Below are 18223 nucleotides of genomic sequence, written 5' to 3' on the forward strand. Positions count from 1 at the left end.
GAATGGCCGCCCAATGCGTTTCAGCTCTTCTCCTCCCCCGCTTTTTGCTTTGGCGGTGAAGGGCGGATGAGTTTTCTTGGTTTTGCCTGGCGCCGGCGTTCTTCGTTGAAGTGCTCCAGTTGCTCCTCAGCGCATTGCTCTAAATCATGCCGTTGCGGTGGGCGGCTGGGCCCGTCTTTTGAAGAATGCTCTTGTGGCATCGTCTCTTCTTTCTCCTTGAAATGCCTCGAAAAGCCTCATTGCTTTTCCTCCGCCCACCTTCAGCGATCTAGCTTTGCGCGTTCTGGTACGCTTGCTGGATTACCGAGCCCCAGTATGGGCCGAACATCGTGTTGCGAACGGTGTTGTAGCCGAAGCTGTTTACCGAGTTCTGGTACGACGATGAGCCCGAGCCCAAGAACCATGGTCCGCCCGAGGAACCGCCAGTCATGTTGCAAGGAATACCTTGCGACTGAGTCTGGCCAAATGGATCGTCGGTTGCCGAACCGGCACAGGATTGCAGAGTCTCACCATTGAATGGTGAAGCAGCTGGGTAACCATAGGCTGTGTAGTACTCACCGCGCGGCTGGTTGAAGGCAACACCCGAAGCGCCAACGGTGTCGGTTAGTGTCGTGCCATTGCTGTTCGAAACCACAGCGAAGCCCGTGTCGTAGGTGATGTCGCCATCATCTGACCACTGGGCGGTAGTGACCAGTTCGGTGGCGGCGAAGGAACCGTAGGGCGCATTTCCATTTTCATAGGCAGGTACGAAAACCCAGCGAGTTGCAAAGGCGCCAGGGCCCTCGTTCAAGCAGTGGCCCGCGGTGGACACCGTGGATTCGTTCGTTGACACGACTGAATTGCCGGAGCAAACATAGTCCTGCCCGCCGAGGGTGAAGAACACCTTGCCGATATGCGATACGGGCGCCTCTTGTCCGCGGGTTTTCCCGCCAGCCTTTGTGCTGATTTTTCCTGCTTTAGCGTTGGCTGACTGGCCAGGAACTTTGGAAGCTTTGCTGGTATCCACCTTGGCTGCGGATCCCGACTTGCCAGCGACCAGTGCGTCAGCGCTCTTGGCAGCCTTCATTCGGTCGGCAGTCCAATACTCAAGCGCCGAATCAGACTTCTGCGACGATATCTTAATCGATTTGATGTCATCGTTTGTTGAGGTGGGTGCCGCACTGGCCATTGGTGCAACGCTGAGCATCATGGCGCCTGCCAAAAGTGCGGCTCCGGCCAGCCTCCGCCGGCCTTTGACCTTCGAGGAATTCGACTTTACTGAACGAACTTGCACGATATAACTCCTTGTCCAGTGGCGGATGGCCACTATCGATGGGTGTGCCGCAGCACTCGTGCAAATTAGTCAAACACACACTTCACACAATTTCTATAGGAATTTTTTCCTCCGCTAACGTCAACGAACGCGACGGTTTAGCCTGCGAACATGAAGCAACTCAGGTTCTTCACAGGTAAATCCGAGCCGTTGGATTCAGGAGACAAGACGACCCGTTACGTGGCGATCAGTTCCCGGCGACCAGGACAGTCCCAGAAAATTCGGTTTAGCCAGCTCTCATCAGAGGAACCCCCAGACATACGAAGCATCTGGGTTGCACTCAATAAAATTATGAAAGAAAAACTTCGGTATCAGGTACTTTATGCACCCGGGCCGGTCTTGAAGAGTGCAAAAATCAGTTACCGTTTTCGTTCAAAAAGGACTTATTGAACCGTTGGCCTCCTTGAACCAGGACGGTGCCGGCTCCTTCTCGAACCAAGATGTTGCGCAGTACTCCAATAGCGGACGTAAGCCGAATTCACTCAAGCAAAGCCGGTGGGTCAGTGGTTCGTGAGTTCACGCATGCGCGTGCGCAAAAGAGGCACTGACGCCATTCCAAGAATTCCCGCGGCAACAGCGGTGATGATGAAACTTGTGGCCAAGCCACCGGTAATCTGGTCAAAAATGGCGCGTGCCAGTTCCCTATCCATGTTGGCCAGTAAGCGCTCTTGGATAAAGTCGGGAATCACGGTTTTAATTGCGATGAAGCCCAGCGCGGTGACAACAGCGAGCCACAACAACGATTTTGAGAGGTACCGCGGAGCGAGCAGGATTCCGGCAACAAGCAAAGCGGCGTTCAGGTAGATTGCCCACGGTCCAATATTGCCAACCACCAGGTAAGCCTGTTTCACCATGGGCAGCGCATCGTTCTGGATCAATTTCAATTGCCAGTCGAAATGGCCCGATACGGGTAGATCCGGAATACCCAATCCAGTCAATGTCTTTGAAATCCCGGCGAATACTGCGTCCAGCTCGAAAGTTAGATTTCCTGCCTGGTCAAGAGAAGCTGAACTCTGACCAGTGAAGATTTGATCTGTTCGTTGATGACTCGCACGTAGTGCCGATTGCCAGTTCGTAGCGAAATTCTCAGATTGAACGACTCGCAATGCAGCATTCTCAATTGTCTCGTTTGCCTTTGATGCCAGCTCTTCAGCGGGGATGAGACGCGACAACCATCCTGAGCCAGCGACGGCGTCAAGGCGTTCCTCAATCCGAAGCTGCCCGGAAATTGACTGCGCGACTTGCCCAGAAACCAGTTCTTGGAGTTTTTGATTCTGCGCCAGTGGGCCCAACGTCTTTACAAAGCCGTCGGTATTGGTCAGATGCCCTGAGGCCCATAGAGCTCCGACCGAAAACGGGGCCACGATCACGCCCACAACTATGCAGGCAATGGACACTATTTTTCGCCAGAGAGGCATATGCACACGACTTTCCACAACGTACTCCCTAGATAAGGTGGCCACCTATCCCCCGGTGGGAATAATTCTGAGGATGACCACTGAAAGTGCCAGCTTTACCCAACGCGATGTCCAAGACTTAACGCAACGAAGGACGCCCCTGAATTGTGAGCGTCCTTCTATCGGTGCATCCGGAATACTTACTCGAAGGTTGGGCTCTCGGTACGAGTGCGCTTCATTTCGAAGAAGTATGGGAACGATGCCAGCTGTGCTGCTGCATCAAACATCTTTCCTGCGTCTTCACCAGTCGGAACTCGGGTGATAACCGGCCCGAAGAAGGCCACACCGTCCACAGCTACGATGGGAGTGCCCACGTCTTGGCCGACCTTGCTAATGCCGGTTTCGTGGCTGGCTCGCAATGCTTCGTCGTTGGCATCGGTATCGGCTGCCTCGGCCAGTTCTGCAGGCAGACCGGTCCTCTCAAGCGCCTTCTTGATCACTTCGCCCCGGTCGGAGATTTTCTCGTAATGGAACAGCTCGCCCATGGCAGTGTAGAGGCTGTCCTTGACTTCTTCGCCATGCACTTCTGCAGCTTTCAGAACTACGCGCACCGGACCCCACGACGAATCCATCATTGCACGATAGTCTTCAGGCAAATCCCGGCCCTCGTTGAGCACCGATAGGCTCATGACGTGCCAAGAAACGTCAATGTCACGCACCTTTTCAACTTCCTTGATCCACCGGCTCGTTGCCCAGGCAAATGGGCAAATTGGATCAAACCAGAAATCAACGTGCTGACGCTCAGCCATGCGTTACCAACTTTCCTACGAAAATCAAACTCTTGATCAATGAACAGGTTAGGCGGACTTCTTGTCGCGCTTGGCGACCATTGCGTGTGACAGCATTGCCGGTTCTTCACCGTCAATGACCGTGGCACGTGTCACGACAACTTCAGCAACATCTTCACGACTTGGCAGGTCAAACATGACTCCGCCAAGAGTTTCTTCCAGGATCGACCGCAGCCCGCGGGCACCAGTCTCGCGTTCGATGGCCAGTTCCGCAACGGCATCAAGCGCCGACTGATCGAAGCTCAGTGCAACCCCATCCATCTGGAACATCTTCTGGTACTGCTTGAGCAAAGCGTTCTTGGGCTCAGTCAAGACACGAACAAGTGCTTCCTTGTCGAGATGTTCAACAGTGGTGATCACTGGAAGGCGGCCGATAAATTCCGGAATCAATCCGAACTTTAGGAGGTCTTCGGGGCGAACATCCGAGTACGATGCTGTCTCGTTCTTGAGCGCCGTCAAAGGAGCGCCAAAACCGATACCCTTTTGTCCTGCGCGGGAGGAAATGATCTCTTCTAGACCCGCGAAAGCGCCGGCAACAATGAAGAGAATATTGGTGGTATCCAATTGAATGAAATCCTGGTGCGGGTGCTTTCGACCGCCCTGCGGTGGAACAGCAGCAACAGTTCCCTCAAGAATCTTCAACAACGCCTGCTGGACACCTTCACCGGAAACGTCGCGCGTGATCGACGGGTTCTCGCTCTTGCGGGAGATCTTGTCGATTTCGTCAATGTAGATGATGCCGGTTTCGGCTTTCTTAACGTCGTAGTCTGCTGCTTGCAACAACTTCAACAGGATATTCTCGACGTCTTCACCGACATAGCCCGCTTCAGTCAAGCTCGTCGCATCAGCTACAGCAAAAGGAACGTTTAGTTTCTTGGCCAGGGATTGTGCGAGATAGGTCTTGCCACAACCGGTCGGACCAATCAACATGATGTTCGACTTTGAGACTTCGACTTCCCCCAATGGGTCATCATTAGTCAATGCCGCCACGGGTCCATGATCCTGGTTTCCATGGATGCGCTTGTAGTGGTTGTAGACAGCGACCGAAAGCGCGCGCTTGGCGTTCTCCTGGCCGATAACGTACTCCTGCAGCGAGTCAAAGATCTCTCGTGGCTTAGCCAAGGAGAACTCCTCATGCACCTGTTCTTCTGCAAACTCTTCAGCAATGATTTCGTTGCAAAGTTCAATGCACTCAGTACAAATGTAGACACCATGGCCTGCAATTAGCTTCTTAACCTGCTTTTGGCTCTTCCCGCAGAAAGAGCATTTCAGCAGATCCGAGCCTTCACCCATGCGTCCCATCGCACCATTCTCCTGTTTACTTGAGTAGCTGTGGACTTACTCAATTCTAGGCTAGTTGTCCCCCAAATTAGATGAATATGGCGGTTTACCTGTGTTGCGCCACTTCAGTTGTCATGAAGTGGCCTCACTTGGTAAACCGCCATTCATCGGGGATTATTCCGAGTTAGTGCTAGCTGCCCAGCTGAGCGCGGTTCAGCTTGCGTGGCGTCAGGACCTCATCAACAATGCCGTAGGCCTTGGCTTCCGTTGCAGTCATGAACAGGTCGCGTTCTACGTCATCGCGAACCTTTTCAACTGGCTGTCCCGAATGCGAAGCCAGGGTGTCTTCCAGCCAGCTGCGCATGCGCATAACTTCTTCAGCCTGGATCTGCAGGTCCGTAGCGGTACCCCGCTCACCGCCACCCATCGCTGGCTGGTGGATCAGCACGCGTGCGTTTGGCAGTGCAAGGCGCTTGCCCGGCGTACCGGCAGCCAGCAGGACAGCTGCAGCCGATGCGGCCTGGCCCAAGCAAACGGTCTGTACCTCTGGGCGGATGAACTGGATCGTGTCGTAGATTGCAGTCATCGCGGTGAACGATCCACCCGGCGAGTTGATGTACAGGGTGACATCACGCTCTGGATCCATAGATTCCAGGACTAGCAACTGCGCCATGACGTCATCAGCCGATGCGTCGTCGACCTGAGCGCCGAGGAAGATGATGCGGTCCTCGAACAGCTTTGCGTATGGATCCTGGCGCTTGAACCCGTAAGGGGTCCGCTCTTCGAACTGCGGCAGAATGTAGCGAGCCGATGGCATCTGGCCACTGACAGCTTCAGTATTGAAGTTCATGGTTATCTCCTAGGACAAATCTTTGGGTATCAAGTGGTGGGTTCGGCTACTGACGTTCTACTCCGCCACCACCGGTGACAGACCCGGCGTGCTTTGCAATCTGGTCGAAGAAGCCGTAGGCAAGACCTTCTTCAGCGGTGAACCACTTGTCTCGCTGGTTATCAATCAGGATCTGCTCAACACTCTGACCGGTCTGCTCAGCGGTCAAGTCACTCATGACCTTCTTCATATGCATGATCAGCTCAGCCTGGATCTTGATATCCGAAGCAGTGCCGCCGATACCGCCAGATGGCTGGTGCATCAGGATGCGAGCGTTCGGAGTCGCGAAGCGCTTGCCCGGGGTACCCGAGGAGAGCAGGAACTGGCCCATCGAAGCGGCAAGGCCGGTAGCCACGGTGACAACATCGTTCGGGATGAAGTTCATCGTGTCGTAGATGGCCATGCCCGCGGTGATCGAACCGCCAGGCGAGTTGATGTACAGGTAGATGTCCTTCTCCGGATCCTCGGCCGAGAGCAGGAGCAACTGCGAGCAGATGGCATTCGCATTGTCGTCGCGGACTTCGGAGCCCAGCCAGATGATGCGCTCCTTGAGCAAGCGGTTGTAGATGTAGTCGTCACGGCTGGCCGGATCGACGGCTGCCATAGTAGGAGTGCGCGAATCATTTGACATGTTCTCTACCTCTTCCAAACGTGTAGATCAGATTCTGGGATTTCTATTTCCAACCCCAAAGCTGCAACTGGTTACTTTGAGATTACTTACTTCAAGGCTTTGATGGGGCGATTCATGCCCCTGTTTCGCTCACGGCGCATGATGCACGCCTGCAGCGAACAAAAATGGCCATTGGCCGCCTTTTTCAAGGCGGCCAATGGCCATAGGAGTCTAGAAAAGACTACTTTGCTTCTTCGACTTCAGCCTCGGCAGCTTCTTCTTCGCCTGCTGGCTTCACGAAGGAAGTCAGGTCAACAGCCGCACCGTTGGAATCGGTGACGGTAGCGAATTCAAGAACCTTGGCCAATGCCTTGCGACGACGAACCTCGCCCATCAGCATTGGGACCTGGCCGGCGCCGTCCAGCATCTGAGCGAACTGGTTTGGCTCCATGCCGTACTGGCCAGCGGTCTGAACGATGTAGTCGATCAGCTCGGACTGCTCCACGCCAACTTCCTCGGCGTCTGCGACAGCGTCCAGGATGATCTCATTCTTGAAGGCGCGCTCGGTGTTCTCGCGAACCTCTGAACGGTGCTCTTCGGTGTCGTGATCGGCTTCGGCGTCTGGAGCGTTGAAGTGCTGCTCGATCTGCTCATCGATAACCGAAGCAGGAACTGGAACCTCTACCAGTTCAACCAGCTTGTCCAGAACCAGCTCGCGAGCCTCTACGCCCTGCTCAACGATCTTTCCCTCTGCTGCATCCTTTGCCAGGTTTTCGCGCAGTTCGGCAATGGTGTCGAATTCCGAAGCAAGCTGAGCGAAGTCATCATTTGCTTCTGGCAGTTCGCGCTGCTTGACGGCGTTGATAACAACCTTGACGGTTGCTGCCTTGCCAGCGTGCTCGCCACCAGCCAGGGTGGTTTCAAAGGTTGCGTCTTCGCCAGCGGACAGGCCGGTAACAGCCTCGTCCATGCCCTCAAGCATGTTGCCGGAACCGATCTGGTAGGACAGGCCCTGAGCCGAGTCAACTTCTTCGCCATCTACCGAAGCGGTGAGGTCGATGGTGACGAAGGAATCTGCAGCTGCTGGAGCTTCAACTTCCTTCAAGGTGCCAAAGCGGCCACGCAGGTCGTCGAGAGCCTTCTCGATGTCCTCGTCAGCAACTTCCTTTGCCTCAACAGAAACTTCGATGCCCTTGTAATCCGGCAGCTCAACCTTCGGGCGGATGTCAACTTCGAGGGTGAAGACCAGCTGGCCTTCGCCTTCCTTCTCGATCGAAGGCAGCTCGGTGATGTCTACCTCTGGGCGGGACAGAGGGGTGAGTTCGTTCTCAACCATGGCCTTCTGGTAGAAGTCGTTCAGACCTTCGTTAACTGCGGTCTCGATGACGTAGCCACGGCCAACGCGCTGATCGATCAGGCGGGAAGGAACTTTGCCCTTACGGAAGCCTGGGATCTGAATCTGCTGAGCGATGGTCTTGTACGCCTCATCGACGCGGGGCTTCAGTTCCTCGTAAGGAACTTCAACGGTCAGCTTAACCCGGGTCGGGTTGACGTTTTCGACGGCGCTCTTCACAGCGTTGTACTCCTGAGTTGTCTAATATTAGGTCTAATCTGCAAAAAAACCCCGCAACATGGTGGCGTTGCGGGGTTGTTCGACAGAGTCGGGGTGACAGGATTCGAACCTGCGACCTCACGCTCCCAAAGCGCGCGCTCTAGCCAAGCTGAGCTACACCCCGATTAGCAGTGAACAGTCTAACCCGAGTCATCCTGTATCCACTAATCGTTTGTGATGCTTACTAGTTACCTTTGACAGTTTTTAGTGATCACAAGATCTAAATAATATTTAGCTCTCAATTTTCATGTTCAGAAATCCAAGGATTTCTTCTCATAAAGTCGGGGTGACAGGATTCGAACCTGCGACCTCACGCTCCCAAAGCGCGCGCTCTAGCCAAGCTGAGCTACACCCCGATTAGCCGGCCGCTCCGTGTTTTCACAGCGGATGACGCCTAACCGTTTATTGGCGAATCTGAGAAGTTATTTCTAACAATCAGTTTCATCAAACCCAATTTCTTGGATTCAAATTATGGTTGAAAATTTCTTCATCCATAAAGTCGGGGTGACAGGATTCGAACCTGCGACCTCACGCTCCCAAAGCGCGCGCTCTAGCCAAGCTGAGCTACACCCCGATTCAGTTCAGAAAACCGAACCTCATCTGGACTTTCCGTCCCATGACCTTCTCGGGAATCATTTGTTTCCCGTGCTGATCACAAGAAACTAAGTTACACGGGTTCGAACCAAAAGCAAAATCGAATCTCAGTCATGTCGCCACGCCCAGCGCGCCCAATTCCCTGAAATTCCGGTAATCACACGGTTGATCTGGGACTGCTTGAAGAGATAAGTGAGTTGAATAACAGCAACATTCCAACGTTGGCCCCCTCAGGCCCCTCGCGCTGGACTAAAGTCCTGCTCCCCCGGGGACCAAAGAGATCGCCCCGGCAGAGCGAAGTCCGTATGCCAGTTCAGGCGCAACGACAAAAATTGGAGAAGAATCCGCATCACGGACAAGCTGCCTCACCCTAGGCATTCAGGGCTCCGGATACGCGAAAAGGCCCCGCTATGCGGAGCCTTTTCTCTGGAGGGGATGACGGGAATCGAACCCGCGTAATCAGTTTGGAAGACTGAGGCTTTACCATTAAGCTACATCCCCGTTTCGAAGCCCCTGCGCTTCGAACAAGATTGAGTCTAGACCATAAAAGATGCGCTTTGCAAATCGGCCATTCCCCGTCTCACTTGGAACCTCTTGGATAGCATTTAGATTGCGCAACTCAAAGCCCTACACGCCGGAGAATCAGAGGAAAAGTATTCCGCTGATCTCATTTACGGCCCCGAACGCTATTCCGCTCTTTTCGATCGCGGCATCTTTTGGCACCGCGGGCACCAATAGAGCTTTCTTGAGGCGACCTCGGCAAGAGAAATTTTTCCAGTACAACGGCGACAACCCATACCCTGGCGCTGATATACGTAGTAGGCATTCTCAGGCCAAAGTGGCAATCCGTCTTCGCGATCCTCGGGCAAAGTTGTGATGATCTTTCCATCACGAACACCATCTTCCATGACAGTGACGATATCCAGCCAGAGTTTTTTGGCCTTCTGCGAGGTAAGTTGATTTGCAGGAAGCTCTGGCGCGATTCGATTGCGGAAAAGCGCCTCGGCCCGGTAGATGTTTCCAACACCACTGATCAGATTTTGATTCATCAAGGCGATCCCGATGGCAGTTTTTGTGCGAGACAGATTGTCTCGAAACTCCTTGCACCCCTCCTCCAGCACCGCTTGTGCCTGCTTCGGATCAGAACGTGACTTGGACGCTTGGAAGTCGGCCGCGGCTCCAGCCAACGGGTCAGGCCCGAGTTTACCTAGCTGGACTTGCACCTGCGCGTAATCAAGCACTTCGCAAGCCGTGGGACCGCGTAAATCCGCCCAGCCGTGTTCTGAGACTATGCGTGCGCGAACGACGCCAACAGGAGCGGGCGGGCCTGCATACTCCTCAGGCTTCCCACCAGCTCCAACTTCTCTCTCGCCAATTTTCCGTGGGGCGCCAATTGAAGATGCGCCGGCAAAATGCCCGTCTCCCCCAAAGCTGAACGCGCCGTACAGCCCTAGATGTACGCGCAAGTAGAGGTCGTTAGAAAATCGACAAAAGAGTTGCTTGCCCTTCGCGAAGGCCAATTCAAGTTCCTGCCCGTCAATACGGGCAGCATCCTCGCTGAAACGACCCTGTGGCGATGAAACCTGAACCACTTGCCCACCAAAGACGTCGTCGAATTGGCGGGCAAGACGGTGAAGGGAATGTCCTTCTGGCACGACTAGTCGATGACCTCGCCAGTGGTTTCGTAAGTAGCGATCTTGCCGATACGGCGCACGTGACGCTCTGCGTCACTGAACGGTTCAGCCAAGAAGGCTTCGATGAGCTCCGCTGCTTCTTCAACGGAATGCTGGCGTCCGCCGACAGCAATAACGTTGGCATTGTTGTGCTCACGGGCGAGCTTTGCCGTGTCCAGGTTCCAGGCAAGCGCGGCGCGAATGCCTTCCACCTTGTTAGCGGCAATTTGTTCGCCGTTACCCGAGCCGCCAAGGACAATTCCCAATGAGTCCAGACCAGCGCGCTGATCTTCCACTACTGCCTTGGCCGCGTTGATGCAGAAGGCTGGGTAGTCATCCTCCGGATCGTAGGCTTTGGGACCATGGTTAATCATTTCGTAGCCCTTGGCAGTCAGGTGTTTCACCAAGTGGTCGCTCAGTTCAAGTCCGGCATGGTCTGTAGCGATATGCACGCGCATAATCTAAAGCCTCGTTTATCTGGGAGGGGTCAAATACTTTCTCATCTAGCTTAGCGATTTCAGGCGGACCCATTGCCATGTTGAAGTGCATGGCCGGCATTTTTACGGGGCCACCCGCGGGTTCATGACCCAAAGCGCCATGTTTTCGGCGCAAATTTGAAAATTGAGTAAATTGATCACCGAGATGACTTGCTTTATACCCCGTCGCCAATGACACAATATAGAAATATTCAATATCCGTTTCATAACTGCCGCGGATGCACACCTCATGAAGAACTGGAGAACCCATGCCAGGTTTGAACCTCACTCGCGCCGAGGCTTCTACTCGCGCAGAACTGCTCAACGTCGACAGCTATGAGGTGAGCCTGGACCTTACCCGCGGCGACCGCGTCTTCACTTCCAAGACGACCGTGCGCTTCACTGCTGTCGAGGGGTCTTCCACGTTCATTGATGCCGTCACGGATTCAGTACGTTCCATTAATCTCAATGGAATTGATCTGGATCCGGCCGAAGCCTCGGATGGCATCCGCATTCAGCTTTCAAACCTCGCCGCGCACAATGTCCTGGTCATTGACGCAGACGCGCTGTACATGAACACTGGCGAAGGGCTTCACCGCTTCGTTGACCCGGTGGATCAAGAGGTTTACCTCTATACCCAATTCGAAGTGGCGGACTGCCGTCGCATGTTCGCCGTGTTCGAACAGCCCGATCTTAAGGCCACTTTCCAGTTCACGATCACCGCTCCTAAGTACTGGAACGTCATTTCCAATGCGCCAACTCCGCAGCCCGTTGAGCAGGGCGAAGCAGCAACCTGGGCCTTTGCACCCACCCAGCGCATCTCTTGCTACATCACCGCGCTGATCGCCGGACCGTATCAGGTTGCCCGTGATTCGCTCGTTTCCTCCAGCGGTCGCACCATCGAGCTCGGCGTCTTCGCTCGCGCCTCCATGATGGAATACCTGGACGTTGAAAATATCGTGACGATCACGCGTCAAGGCTTCGAATTCTACGAAAAGAACTTCGGCGCACCATACCCGTTCGAAAAGTATGACCAGTTGTTCGTTCCGGAATTTAATGCCGGCGCCATGGAAAATGCTGGTGCAGTCACTTTCCTCGAAGAGTATGTGTTCCGTTCCCGCCCTACCGGTGCCATGGTGGAACGCCGCGCCATCACCGTCCTTCACGAGCTTGCACACATGTGGTTCGGCGATCTGGTCACCATGAAGTGGTGGAACGACCTATGGCTCAACGAATCATTCGCTGAATTCATGTCCACTCTTGCTGCTGCCCAGAACACCGAATTCACCAGCGCTTGGACCACCTTCAATACGCTGGAGAAAAACTGGGCCTACCGCCAGGACCAATTGCCTTCAACCCACCCGATCGTGGCCGAGATCAATGACCTTGAAGACGTTGAGGTCAACTTCGATGGCATTACCTACGCCAAGGGGGCCAGCGTTCTTCGCCAGCTCGTAGCCTTTGTCGGCCAGGAAGAGTTCATGGCAGGAGTACGTGAATACTTCGCCAAGCACGCCTGGTCCAATACCGAACTGCCAGACCTGCTCAGCGAATTGGAGGCCTCCAGCGGACGCGATCTGAGCGGTTGGGGTGCGCAGTGGCTTGAAACGGCCGGAGTGAACACCCTCACCGCCGATATTCAAACAGACGCCGCGGGTGTAATCACTTCCTTCACCATTCGCCAGTCGGCCATTGCCGAGCACCCAACGCTGCGACAGCATCGCCTCGCCGTCGGCTTCTACAGCCTCGATGAGGCAGGAACCTTGCAGCGCGTGCACCGCGAGGAACTCGACATCTCCGGCGAGGCCACCGAGGTATCTGCCTTGGCTGGCCTGCAGCGACCAGACCTGGTGCTGCTCAATGATGATGATCTGACCTACGCGAAAATCCGCTTGGATGAAGGATCATTGGCTACTGCCACCGAGCATTTGAAGGATTTCAATGAATCCCTGCCTCGCACCTTGGTCTGGTCGGCTGCTTGGGATTCGGTGCGCGATGCGGAATCGCCAGCAAGCATCTACGTTCAGCTGCTCTTGAACAACATTGGCCACGAAGCCGACTCGACGGTCATCATGGTTCTGCTGCGCCAGCTGAATACTTCGCTGGATAGCTACGTTGCAGCCGAGCACAGCACAGAATTGTCGATTCGAGCCGCAGACCAGTTGTGGCAGCTTGCCTCGGACGCGAAGGCCGGTTCGGACGCGCAGCTGCAGCTGGCCAAAGCCTTCGCACATCGCTCGCGAACTGCCGAACAGCTGGACCGTGCCCAAGGCCTGTTCGATGGGTCAACCTCCCTTGACGGACTAGTGATCGATACCGATCTTCGCTGGTCCCTGGCGATCGCTTTGAGCGCCGGCGGCCGACTATCCGATGAACAGATTGATGCCCTTCTGGAAACCGACGACACCGCCAAAGGCAAGGCATCTTGGTACACCGCCCGCGCTTCGCGTCCTACTGCGCAGGCCAAGGACGAAGCCTTTGAAGCCGCCACGGCAGCGACGCTGTCCAATGACCAGCAGAGCGCCATCATTTCAGGATTCAACAACGTGCACGACAAGTCATTGATCGCCGGCTACACCGAAAAGTACTTCGGCCTGTTGATCAATGCGTGGGAAACCTTCTCCCACGAAATGGCTAAGCAAATCGTGCTTGGCTTCTACCCGAATTCCCAGGTCTCCCAGCAGACTTTGGACCAGACCGAGGCATTCCTCGAATCCCTCGGTGACAAGCACCCGGCACTGCGTCGCTTGTTGACCGAGTCTGCTGCTGATGTTCGACGCGCCCTGGCTGCGCGCCTAGCGGATGCCTAGAACCCAGCGTTAGCAGATACATCTCACCTCAGGGTGCACTCAGAGCTCACCATGTTCCTGAGTGCACCCTCATGGTTTAAAGATGTAAGAATGAACGTATGGATCTGTCGCGGCATGAATATCACATCAGTCTGGAATGGACTGGAAATCGCGGTACCGGCACCGAGAGCTACCGTGGCTACGGTAGAGACCACGTGGTGCGCTCAGTAGGCTTGCCAGATCTTCCAGGAACTGCTGACCCGACTTTTCATGGAGACAAGGACCGGTGGAATCCGGAGCAGCTACTGCTCGCGGCGTTGAGCCAATGCCACATGTTGTCGTATCTGCACGTCGCCGTGGCACACGGTGTCATCGTTACCGGCTACAGCGACTCTGCCCATGGCCTGCTCCAGCTCAACCGTGATAATAGCGGCGAATTCGTCCAAGCTGTCCTGCATCCGGCGGTTGGCCTTGCCGACGAAGCACAACGAGAACTTGCGGACTCGCTGCATGGGCAAGCGAACAAAGTCTGCTTTATCGCCAGATCCGTGAATTTCCCGGTCCTTCATGAACCTGTCCCTCCGAACCTTTCCCGAGGAATCAATAATGAGTGAACACCCCCAGATCCCGCATAGCGTCAAGCAGGATCCGTTCAGCAAACCCCTCGTTCTGGGGCCTTCCAGCCAAGAATTCCTGGACCTGGCGGAAGAATCTGTTGACGCTTCCCAATTCCCCGGGACCTTCTACCACGAGGTAGGCGGCCGCGAAGTCTTTGCTCAGCTGACCAAGAATTTTTACGCTTCGGTCGCCGAAGATCAGGATTTCCGCGCCATGTACCCCGAGAAGGATCTGCATCCAGCACAAGTACGGCTGCAGTTGTTCCTTGAACAGTATTGGGGCGGACCGACCACATATTCCGAACACCGCGGCCATCCTAGATTGCGTATGCGCCACGGTAGTTTCACCGTGAACTCGCATTACCGCGATGTGTGGCTGGGACATATGAACAAGGCAATTGACCAGCTAGAGTTGCCACCGCTCCAAGCCGAGACGCTCAGGGATTACTTCGAGCGAGCAGCTCACTCGATGCTGAACACTCCCGATTAATCTGGAGAAAAATCAAATGTGCTGGAACCAAATTTGGTTCCAGCACATCGTTTTAATGCTCATCTAACCGAGCAATGAAGATTGTCGAAGGACTGCATGTCCACGACCATTGCTAATTCTGCGCCATGTCCCCTGTCGCAGCACTCTGCTTTCGCCGTTTGGCGATAGGAACCCCAAGGCATGCATCGCAAACGCTGCGCCCATAGGAAGCGGCGGTTCCTGGCCAGCGATTTCGGAGGACCAAACTCGTTGACGGATCTGGGATATGACCGGCTTGCCAGGGTTTTCTGGCAACGCTTGAGCCACGGCGTCAATTCCCGTCTGTGCCGCTGATGACAGTGCGTGATCGGGAATTGTTCCTGAATCTTCCCATCCTGAAAGCGGAACAGAAATTCCAGCCCATCGGGCCGTGGCCTCTACGGGAGGCAAGGTGAACTCGACGGAAGAATCCCCCATTCGAGCTAATCGATCCTGAATCGACGACAGCGAATAACTCGCATTGATCTCGGCCGGTTGAGCTAGTCGATGCACTCGCATGCCTAAAATCGTGTACTGGCCTTGGCCCAGCTCGGCCGGGACCAAAACTGGGACGTAAACAGCTAAGGCAGTGCCTCTGGCAACAAATAGTGCAGCATCATCCTCAATAGTTTTTGCCCGACTCACAAAGTTCGCAAGATCGCTTACAGAGTTAACATCGTCAAGAATCAATACATCGCTTGCCATGGATTAATATTCTCACGCTCAATCGCTTCGGAGTCATTGAATTAGCTGATGGCGTGATGCGCACCCGAAAAATCGTATAGATTACCTACGAGCAGGGAAAACCAGATGTCAATATTACTTTAAAGTAATATTGATTTTGGTTCTGCCCCACCGCACTGCAAGGAGTTTAGAACGTGACCGGAGACCTAGGTACCACTCAGATATTGCTAGACCTTCTGGATCTGGACGGCAACCATCAGGCGCGAACTGATGAAGACATATTTGTCGGCCAGACACCAAGGCAAAACCGCAATCGGGTTTTCGGCGGCCAGGTGCTGGCCCAATCGATCATGGCGGCGACCCGCACTGTAGATGCCACTCGTTCAGTGCACTCATTACACGGATATTTCTTGAGGCCCGGCGACCCCAACCAAAACATTACATTCGGCGTGCAGCGGCTTCGAGACGGCCGGTCTTTCTCGGCCCGGCGGGTTCATGCCTATCAGAACGGTGAGCCGATTCTTTCGATGATCGCTTCCTTCCAGGAGCCAGCCGAGGGCTTGGAACATCACGATCCAATGCCGTTCCAAGCGCCTGATCCTGAATCGCTGCCAACAACTGCGGAGCTCGTAGGGCATTTGAACCATCCCGTGGCAAAGGAGTGGGCCTTTGAGCGCCCCTTCGACGTACGCCACGTCACCGAGCCGATTTATTTAGAAGGCGACAAAAACAAGGTTGCCGATAGCGCCGTATGGCTGCGCACGACTTCCGCCATGCCCGATGACTTGGCTCTGCACCGTGCGGCGTTGGCGTATGCCAGCGATTACGTCCTTTTGGAACCGGTGTTGCGCGCTCACGGCTTGGCCTGGGTGCACCAGGGGCTGAGTATTGCCAGTCTCGATCACGCGATGTGGTGGCACCAAGACTTTAGGGTCGATGAGTGGCTTCTATACGTTCTTCATTCGCCTTCCGCCTCATCAGCGCGTGGTCTGGGAACTGGACAATTCTTTAATCGCGACGGGCAACTCGTAGCAACTGTGGCCCAAGAAGGAATGGTCAGATTGCCTGAATTCGGCAAAAAATAAGAACCGCCCTTTTTGATTCCGGCCAATATCCAATTCAGAGATCGAGCTCGACATTTTCCGCTGGGACAGAAACACACGTAAGTATCTGCCCTGCGGGAACTGCGGCGCTCGGTTCCATCGGATACGTCACACTGCCCTTGAGCAGTTTCACCGCGCATTGCCCGCATGACCCTGCCCTGCACAAGCTGGGCGCATCCAGGCCTTCTGCTTCGAGCGAATCCAACAGGACACCGTCTTCGGGTTTCCAAATAAATTCTGTCCCTGAGCTCTGGCAGCGGACGCTCGCCGCGGGTAGCCCTTGGAAGAGTTTTGCTAGATCAGTTTGTGGCGAAACGAAGGTCTCCCCATGGATTTTCTCTGGCAGTATCCCCTGTTCCAGACAAAGGTCATGGACCTCTCGAGTAAATCCCTCAGGTCCACAAATCACGATGCTGTCGCAACCGTCGACAATGCCCGCGATCTCATGACGAGTAGGACGCCTCTCTGAACTGTCGAATCGTTGATATTCAGCATTGGCATCCACGAGGCTCGAAAGCTCCCGCACTTGCACGGACAATTGGCTCGGCCGACCGCGTTCGACATGCAGCAAGCGAAGCTCCTCAACTAGTGAGGCTGCCTTGGGGTCCCGCAGCAAACCAATAGCCGGGGTGATTCCGATCCCGGCAGTCACGAGGGCAGTTCGGCGACGCAGCACATTCGGTGCAGTCATTGTGCCATAAGGACCGGAAACCAATAGTTCGTCGCCGGCCTGGAGTTTTGCCAGACGCCGGGAGACATCACCTTGCACCTTTATCGCGATCTTGACAGTACCGTCGTTTACCGAGGTGATTGTGTAGTTGCGCCACAATGGGTCTGGGAGGTGAACCCGAAGATACTTGCCTGCTTCATCATGTTCGCTGAACCAGCCAAACGGGTCGCTCAGGGTGAGTTCGACAATTTCTGGGCTGTGCGCGGTGGTACTCAGCACGGTGGCAAATCTCGGCGAACGTTTAGCGGGCACGAGATGGGATTCTTCCTCGCGCATCTCTTCAACTTCTATCCCCGAGCCAACGTCTAAAGGGCCGGAGGTGAGGACGGTCCCATAGATTCCGCAGTGGAGATGGCCAAAATGAGTGGCAAGTAATCGGGGTCCGTTTGTATCGACTTCCGTTGTCTCTGGATTAACAGAGGTAGCCGAGCACCGTTCGATGGATTTGGTGATCGCAATCCTGGCGCCACCGATTCGCAGCACTTTCCCGATCAGTCCGAATTCAGCAAATGCGGGAAGGCCTTCGACGAGGATATTACCGCGATATCTGCGAGGGTCTAGGTCAATTCCTCCAGCTTTGGACAGCTGTCTCACGGTATTTGGATTAATAATTGAAATCCCCGATAGCTGCGAATCGAACATCCCATTGGGCGTAGAAATGACATCTCGCCGATAAGGTCCTTGCGTGGGAAGATGCACGGATAAATACTCGCGCAACTCACGACGGCCGTCCACGTGAGATGAATCGAAAGTCAGAGCATCCCCATCGGCTTCCCTAGGCGCCGATACAGTAATGAAAGGCGGTTCCGACTTTACCGACCACTTTTGCAGGCTCTTGTTGTTTTTGAGAATAGTGAAGCTAAGGCAGCTGTTCCATTCGCCGTCCGCGACCTCCACGGTGCCATTTGAGAAGGCCACGCTTCGATCGCCCAGTATTCCTCTGCCAACCTCAACTGGCGCGGAAGTAATCGGTTCTCCCGGCAGGCCCTTGATGGGAAAACGGAACATCTGATCAATTCTCATGGTCCCAGTCTAATTACTAGTCAAGGCAGGAAGCGACAAGATGAATATCTGCGATTCGACTCGCGGCTCACCAGTTC

16 protein-coding genes and 4 tRNA genes are annotated in these 18223 nt (G+C 54.7%); 4 read left to right on the forward strand and 16 right to left on the reverse strand.

Annotated features, from left to right (window positions below; all coding sequences use genetic code 11):
* Positions 1-268: 268 nt before the first annotated feature.
* From H6F58_RS15875 to H6F58_RS15940, 14 genes are all read right to left on the reverse strand, one after another.
* On the reverse strand, positions 269-1273 hold the full coding sequence (locus tag H6F58_RS15875) for a hypothetical protein (RefSeq protein ID WP_171918396.1): 1005 nt from the start codon (positions 1271-1273) through the stop codon (positions 269-271).
* Between the two features lie 539 nt (positions 1274-1812).
* Positions 1813-2748 (reverse strand): hypothetical protein, encoded by a 936-nt coding sequence (locus H6F58_RS15880; RefSeq protein WP_146275269.1) that lies wholly within the window; start codon positions 2746-2748, stop codon positions 1813-1815.
* Positions 2749-2909: 161 nt separating this feature from the next.
* On the reverse strand, positions 2910-3518 hold the full coding sequence (locus H6F58_RS15885; RefSeq protein ID WP_146275270.1) for a DsbA family protein: 609 nt from the start codon (positions 3516-3518) through the stop codon (positions 2910-2912).
* A gap of 48 nt (positions 3519-3566) precedes the next feature.
* Positions 3567-4859, reverse strand: coding sequence for an ATP-dependent Clp protease ATP-binding subunit ClpX (gene clpX, locus H6F58_RS15890; protein WP_060701801.1), 1293 nt, complete (start codon positions 4857-4859; stop codon positions 3567-3569).
* Between the two features lie 169 nt (positions 4860-5028).
* Positions 5029-5688 (reverse strand): ATP-dependent Clp protease proteolytic subunit, encoded by a 660-nt coding sequence (locus H6F58_RS15895; RefSeq protein ID WP_146275271.1) that lies wholly within the window; start codon positions 5686-5688, stop codon positions 5029-5031.
* Positions 5689-5734: 46 nt separating this feature from the next.
* The gene (locus tag H6F58_RS15900) at positions 5735-6331 is read right to left on the reverse strand and encodes an ATP-dependent Clp protease proteolytic subunit (protein WP_060701803.1); all 597 of its coding nucleotides are present in this window, start codon (positions 6329-6331) and stop codon (positions 5735-5737) included.
* A 247-nt stretch (positions 6332-6578) separates the two neighbouring features.
* Positions 6579-7910 carry a trigger factor gene (gene tig / locus H6F58_RS15905; RefSeq protein ID WP_060701804.1) on the reverse strand — a complete coding sequence of 444 codons (1332 nt, stop codon included), beginning with the start codon at positions 7908-7910 and terminating at the stop codon, positions 6579-6581.
* Positions 7911-7998: 88 nt separating this feature from the next.
* Positions 7999-8073 (reverse strand) — tRNA-Pro (locus H6F58_RS15910).
* Between the two features lie 157 nt (positions 8074-8230).
* Positions 8231-8305 (reverse strand) — tRNA-Pro (locus H6F58_RS15915).
* A gap of 143 nt (positions 8306-8448) precedes the next feature.
* Positions 8449-8523: transfer RNA gene (locus H6F58_RS15920), tRNA-Pro, on the reverse strand.
* Positions 8524-8970: 447 nt separating this feature from the next.
* Positions 8971-9044 (reverse strand) — tRNA-Gly (locus H6F58_RS15925).
* 185 nt (positions 9045-9229) lie between these two features.
* Positions 9230-10198 carry a DNA glycosylase gene (locus H6F58_RS15930; protein ID WP_171918394.1) on the reverse strand — a complete coding sequence of 323 codons (969 nt, stop codon included), beginning with the start codon at positions 10196-10198 and terminating at the stop codon, positions 9230-9232.
* Between the two features lie 2 nt (positions 10199-10200).
* On the reverse strand, positions 10201-10674 hold the full coding sequence (locus tag H6F58_RS15935; RefSeq protein ID WP_146275273.1) for a ribose-5-phosphate isomerase: 474 nt from the start codon (positions 10672-10674) through the stop codon (positions 10201-10203).
* Positions 10637-10963: a hypothetical protein gene (locus tag H6F58_RS15940; RefSeq protein ID WP_146275274.1), complete on the reverse strand. Its 327-nt coding sequence runs from the start codon at positions 10961-10963 to the stop codon at positions 10637-10639. The genes H6F58_RS15935 and H6F58_RS15940 overlap by 38 nt, the downstream gene beginning before the upstream one ends.
* On the opposite strand from H6F58_RS15940, the gene pepN reads away from it, so the two are divergent.
* From pepN to H6F58_RS15955, 3 genes are all read left to right on the forward strand, one after another.
* Positions 10962-13502 carry an aminopeptidase N gene (pepN, locus tag H6F58_RS15945; RefSeq protein WP_171918393.1) on the forward strand — a complete coding sequence of 847 codons (2541 nt, stop codon included), beginning with the start codon at positions 10962-10964 and terminating at the stop codon, positions 13500-13502. The genes H6F58_RS15940 and pepN overlap by 2 nt on opposite strands.
* Positions 13503-13600: 98 nt before the next feature.
* Positions 13601-14095 (forward strand): OsmC family protein, encoded by a 495-nt coding sequence (locus H6F58_RS15950; RefSeq protein WP_075972471.1) that lies wholly within the window; start codon positions 13601-13603, stop codon positions 14093-14095.
* A complete protein-coding gene (locus tag H6F58_RS15955; protein ID WP_146275276.1) occupies positions 14088-14588 on the forward strand; it encodes a globin in 501 nt (166 codons plus the stop codon). Before H6F58_RS15950 ends, H6F58_RS15955 begins: the two co-directional genes overlap by 8 nt.
* A 63-nt stretch (positions 14589-14651) precedes the next feature.
* Here H6F58_RS15955 and H6F58_RS15960 read toward each other — a convergent pair whose 3' ends face one another.
* Positions 14652-15311 carry a hypothetical protein gene (locus H6F58_RS15960; protein ID WP_146275277.1) on the reverse strand — a complete coding sequence of 220 codons (660 nt, stop codon included), beginning with the start codon at positions 15309-15311 and terminating at the stop codon, positions 14652-14654.
* 173 nt (positions 15312-15484) lie between these two features.
* Here H6F58_RS15960 and H6F58_RS15965 point away from each other — a divergent pair, with 173 nt between their 5' ends.
* The gene (locus H6F58_RS15965; RefSeq protein WP_060701809.1) at positions 15485-16375 is read left to right on the forward strand and encodes an acyl-CoA thioesterase II; all 891 of its coding nucleotides are present in this window, start codon (positions 15485-15487) and stop codon (positions 16373-16375) included.
* Positions 16376-16409: 34 nt separating this feature from the next.
* Here H6F58_RS15965 and H6F58_RS15970 read toward each other — a convergent pair whose 3' ends face one another.
* Positions 16410-18146 carry a 2Fe-2S iron-sulfur cluster-binding protein gene (locus H6F58_RS15970; protein ID WP_195182140.1) on the reverse strand — a complete coding sequence of 579 codons (1737 nt, stop codon included), beginning with the start codon at positions 18144-18146 and terminating at the stop codon, positions 16410-16412.
* Between the last annotated feature and the right edge of the window lie 77 nt (positions 18147-18223).

It is taken from the genome of Glutamicibacter sp. FBE19 (assembly GCF_015524875.1).
GTDB classification, from domain to species: domain Bacteria; phylum Actinomycetota; class Actinomycetes; order Actinomycetales; family Micrococcaceae; genus Glutamicibacter; species Glutamicibacter halophytocola.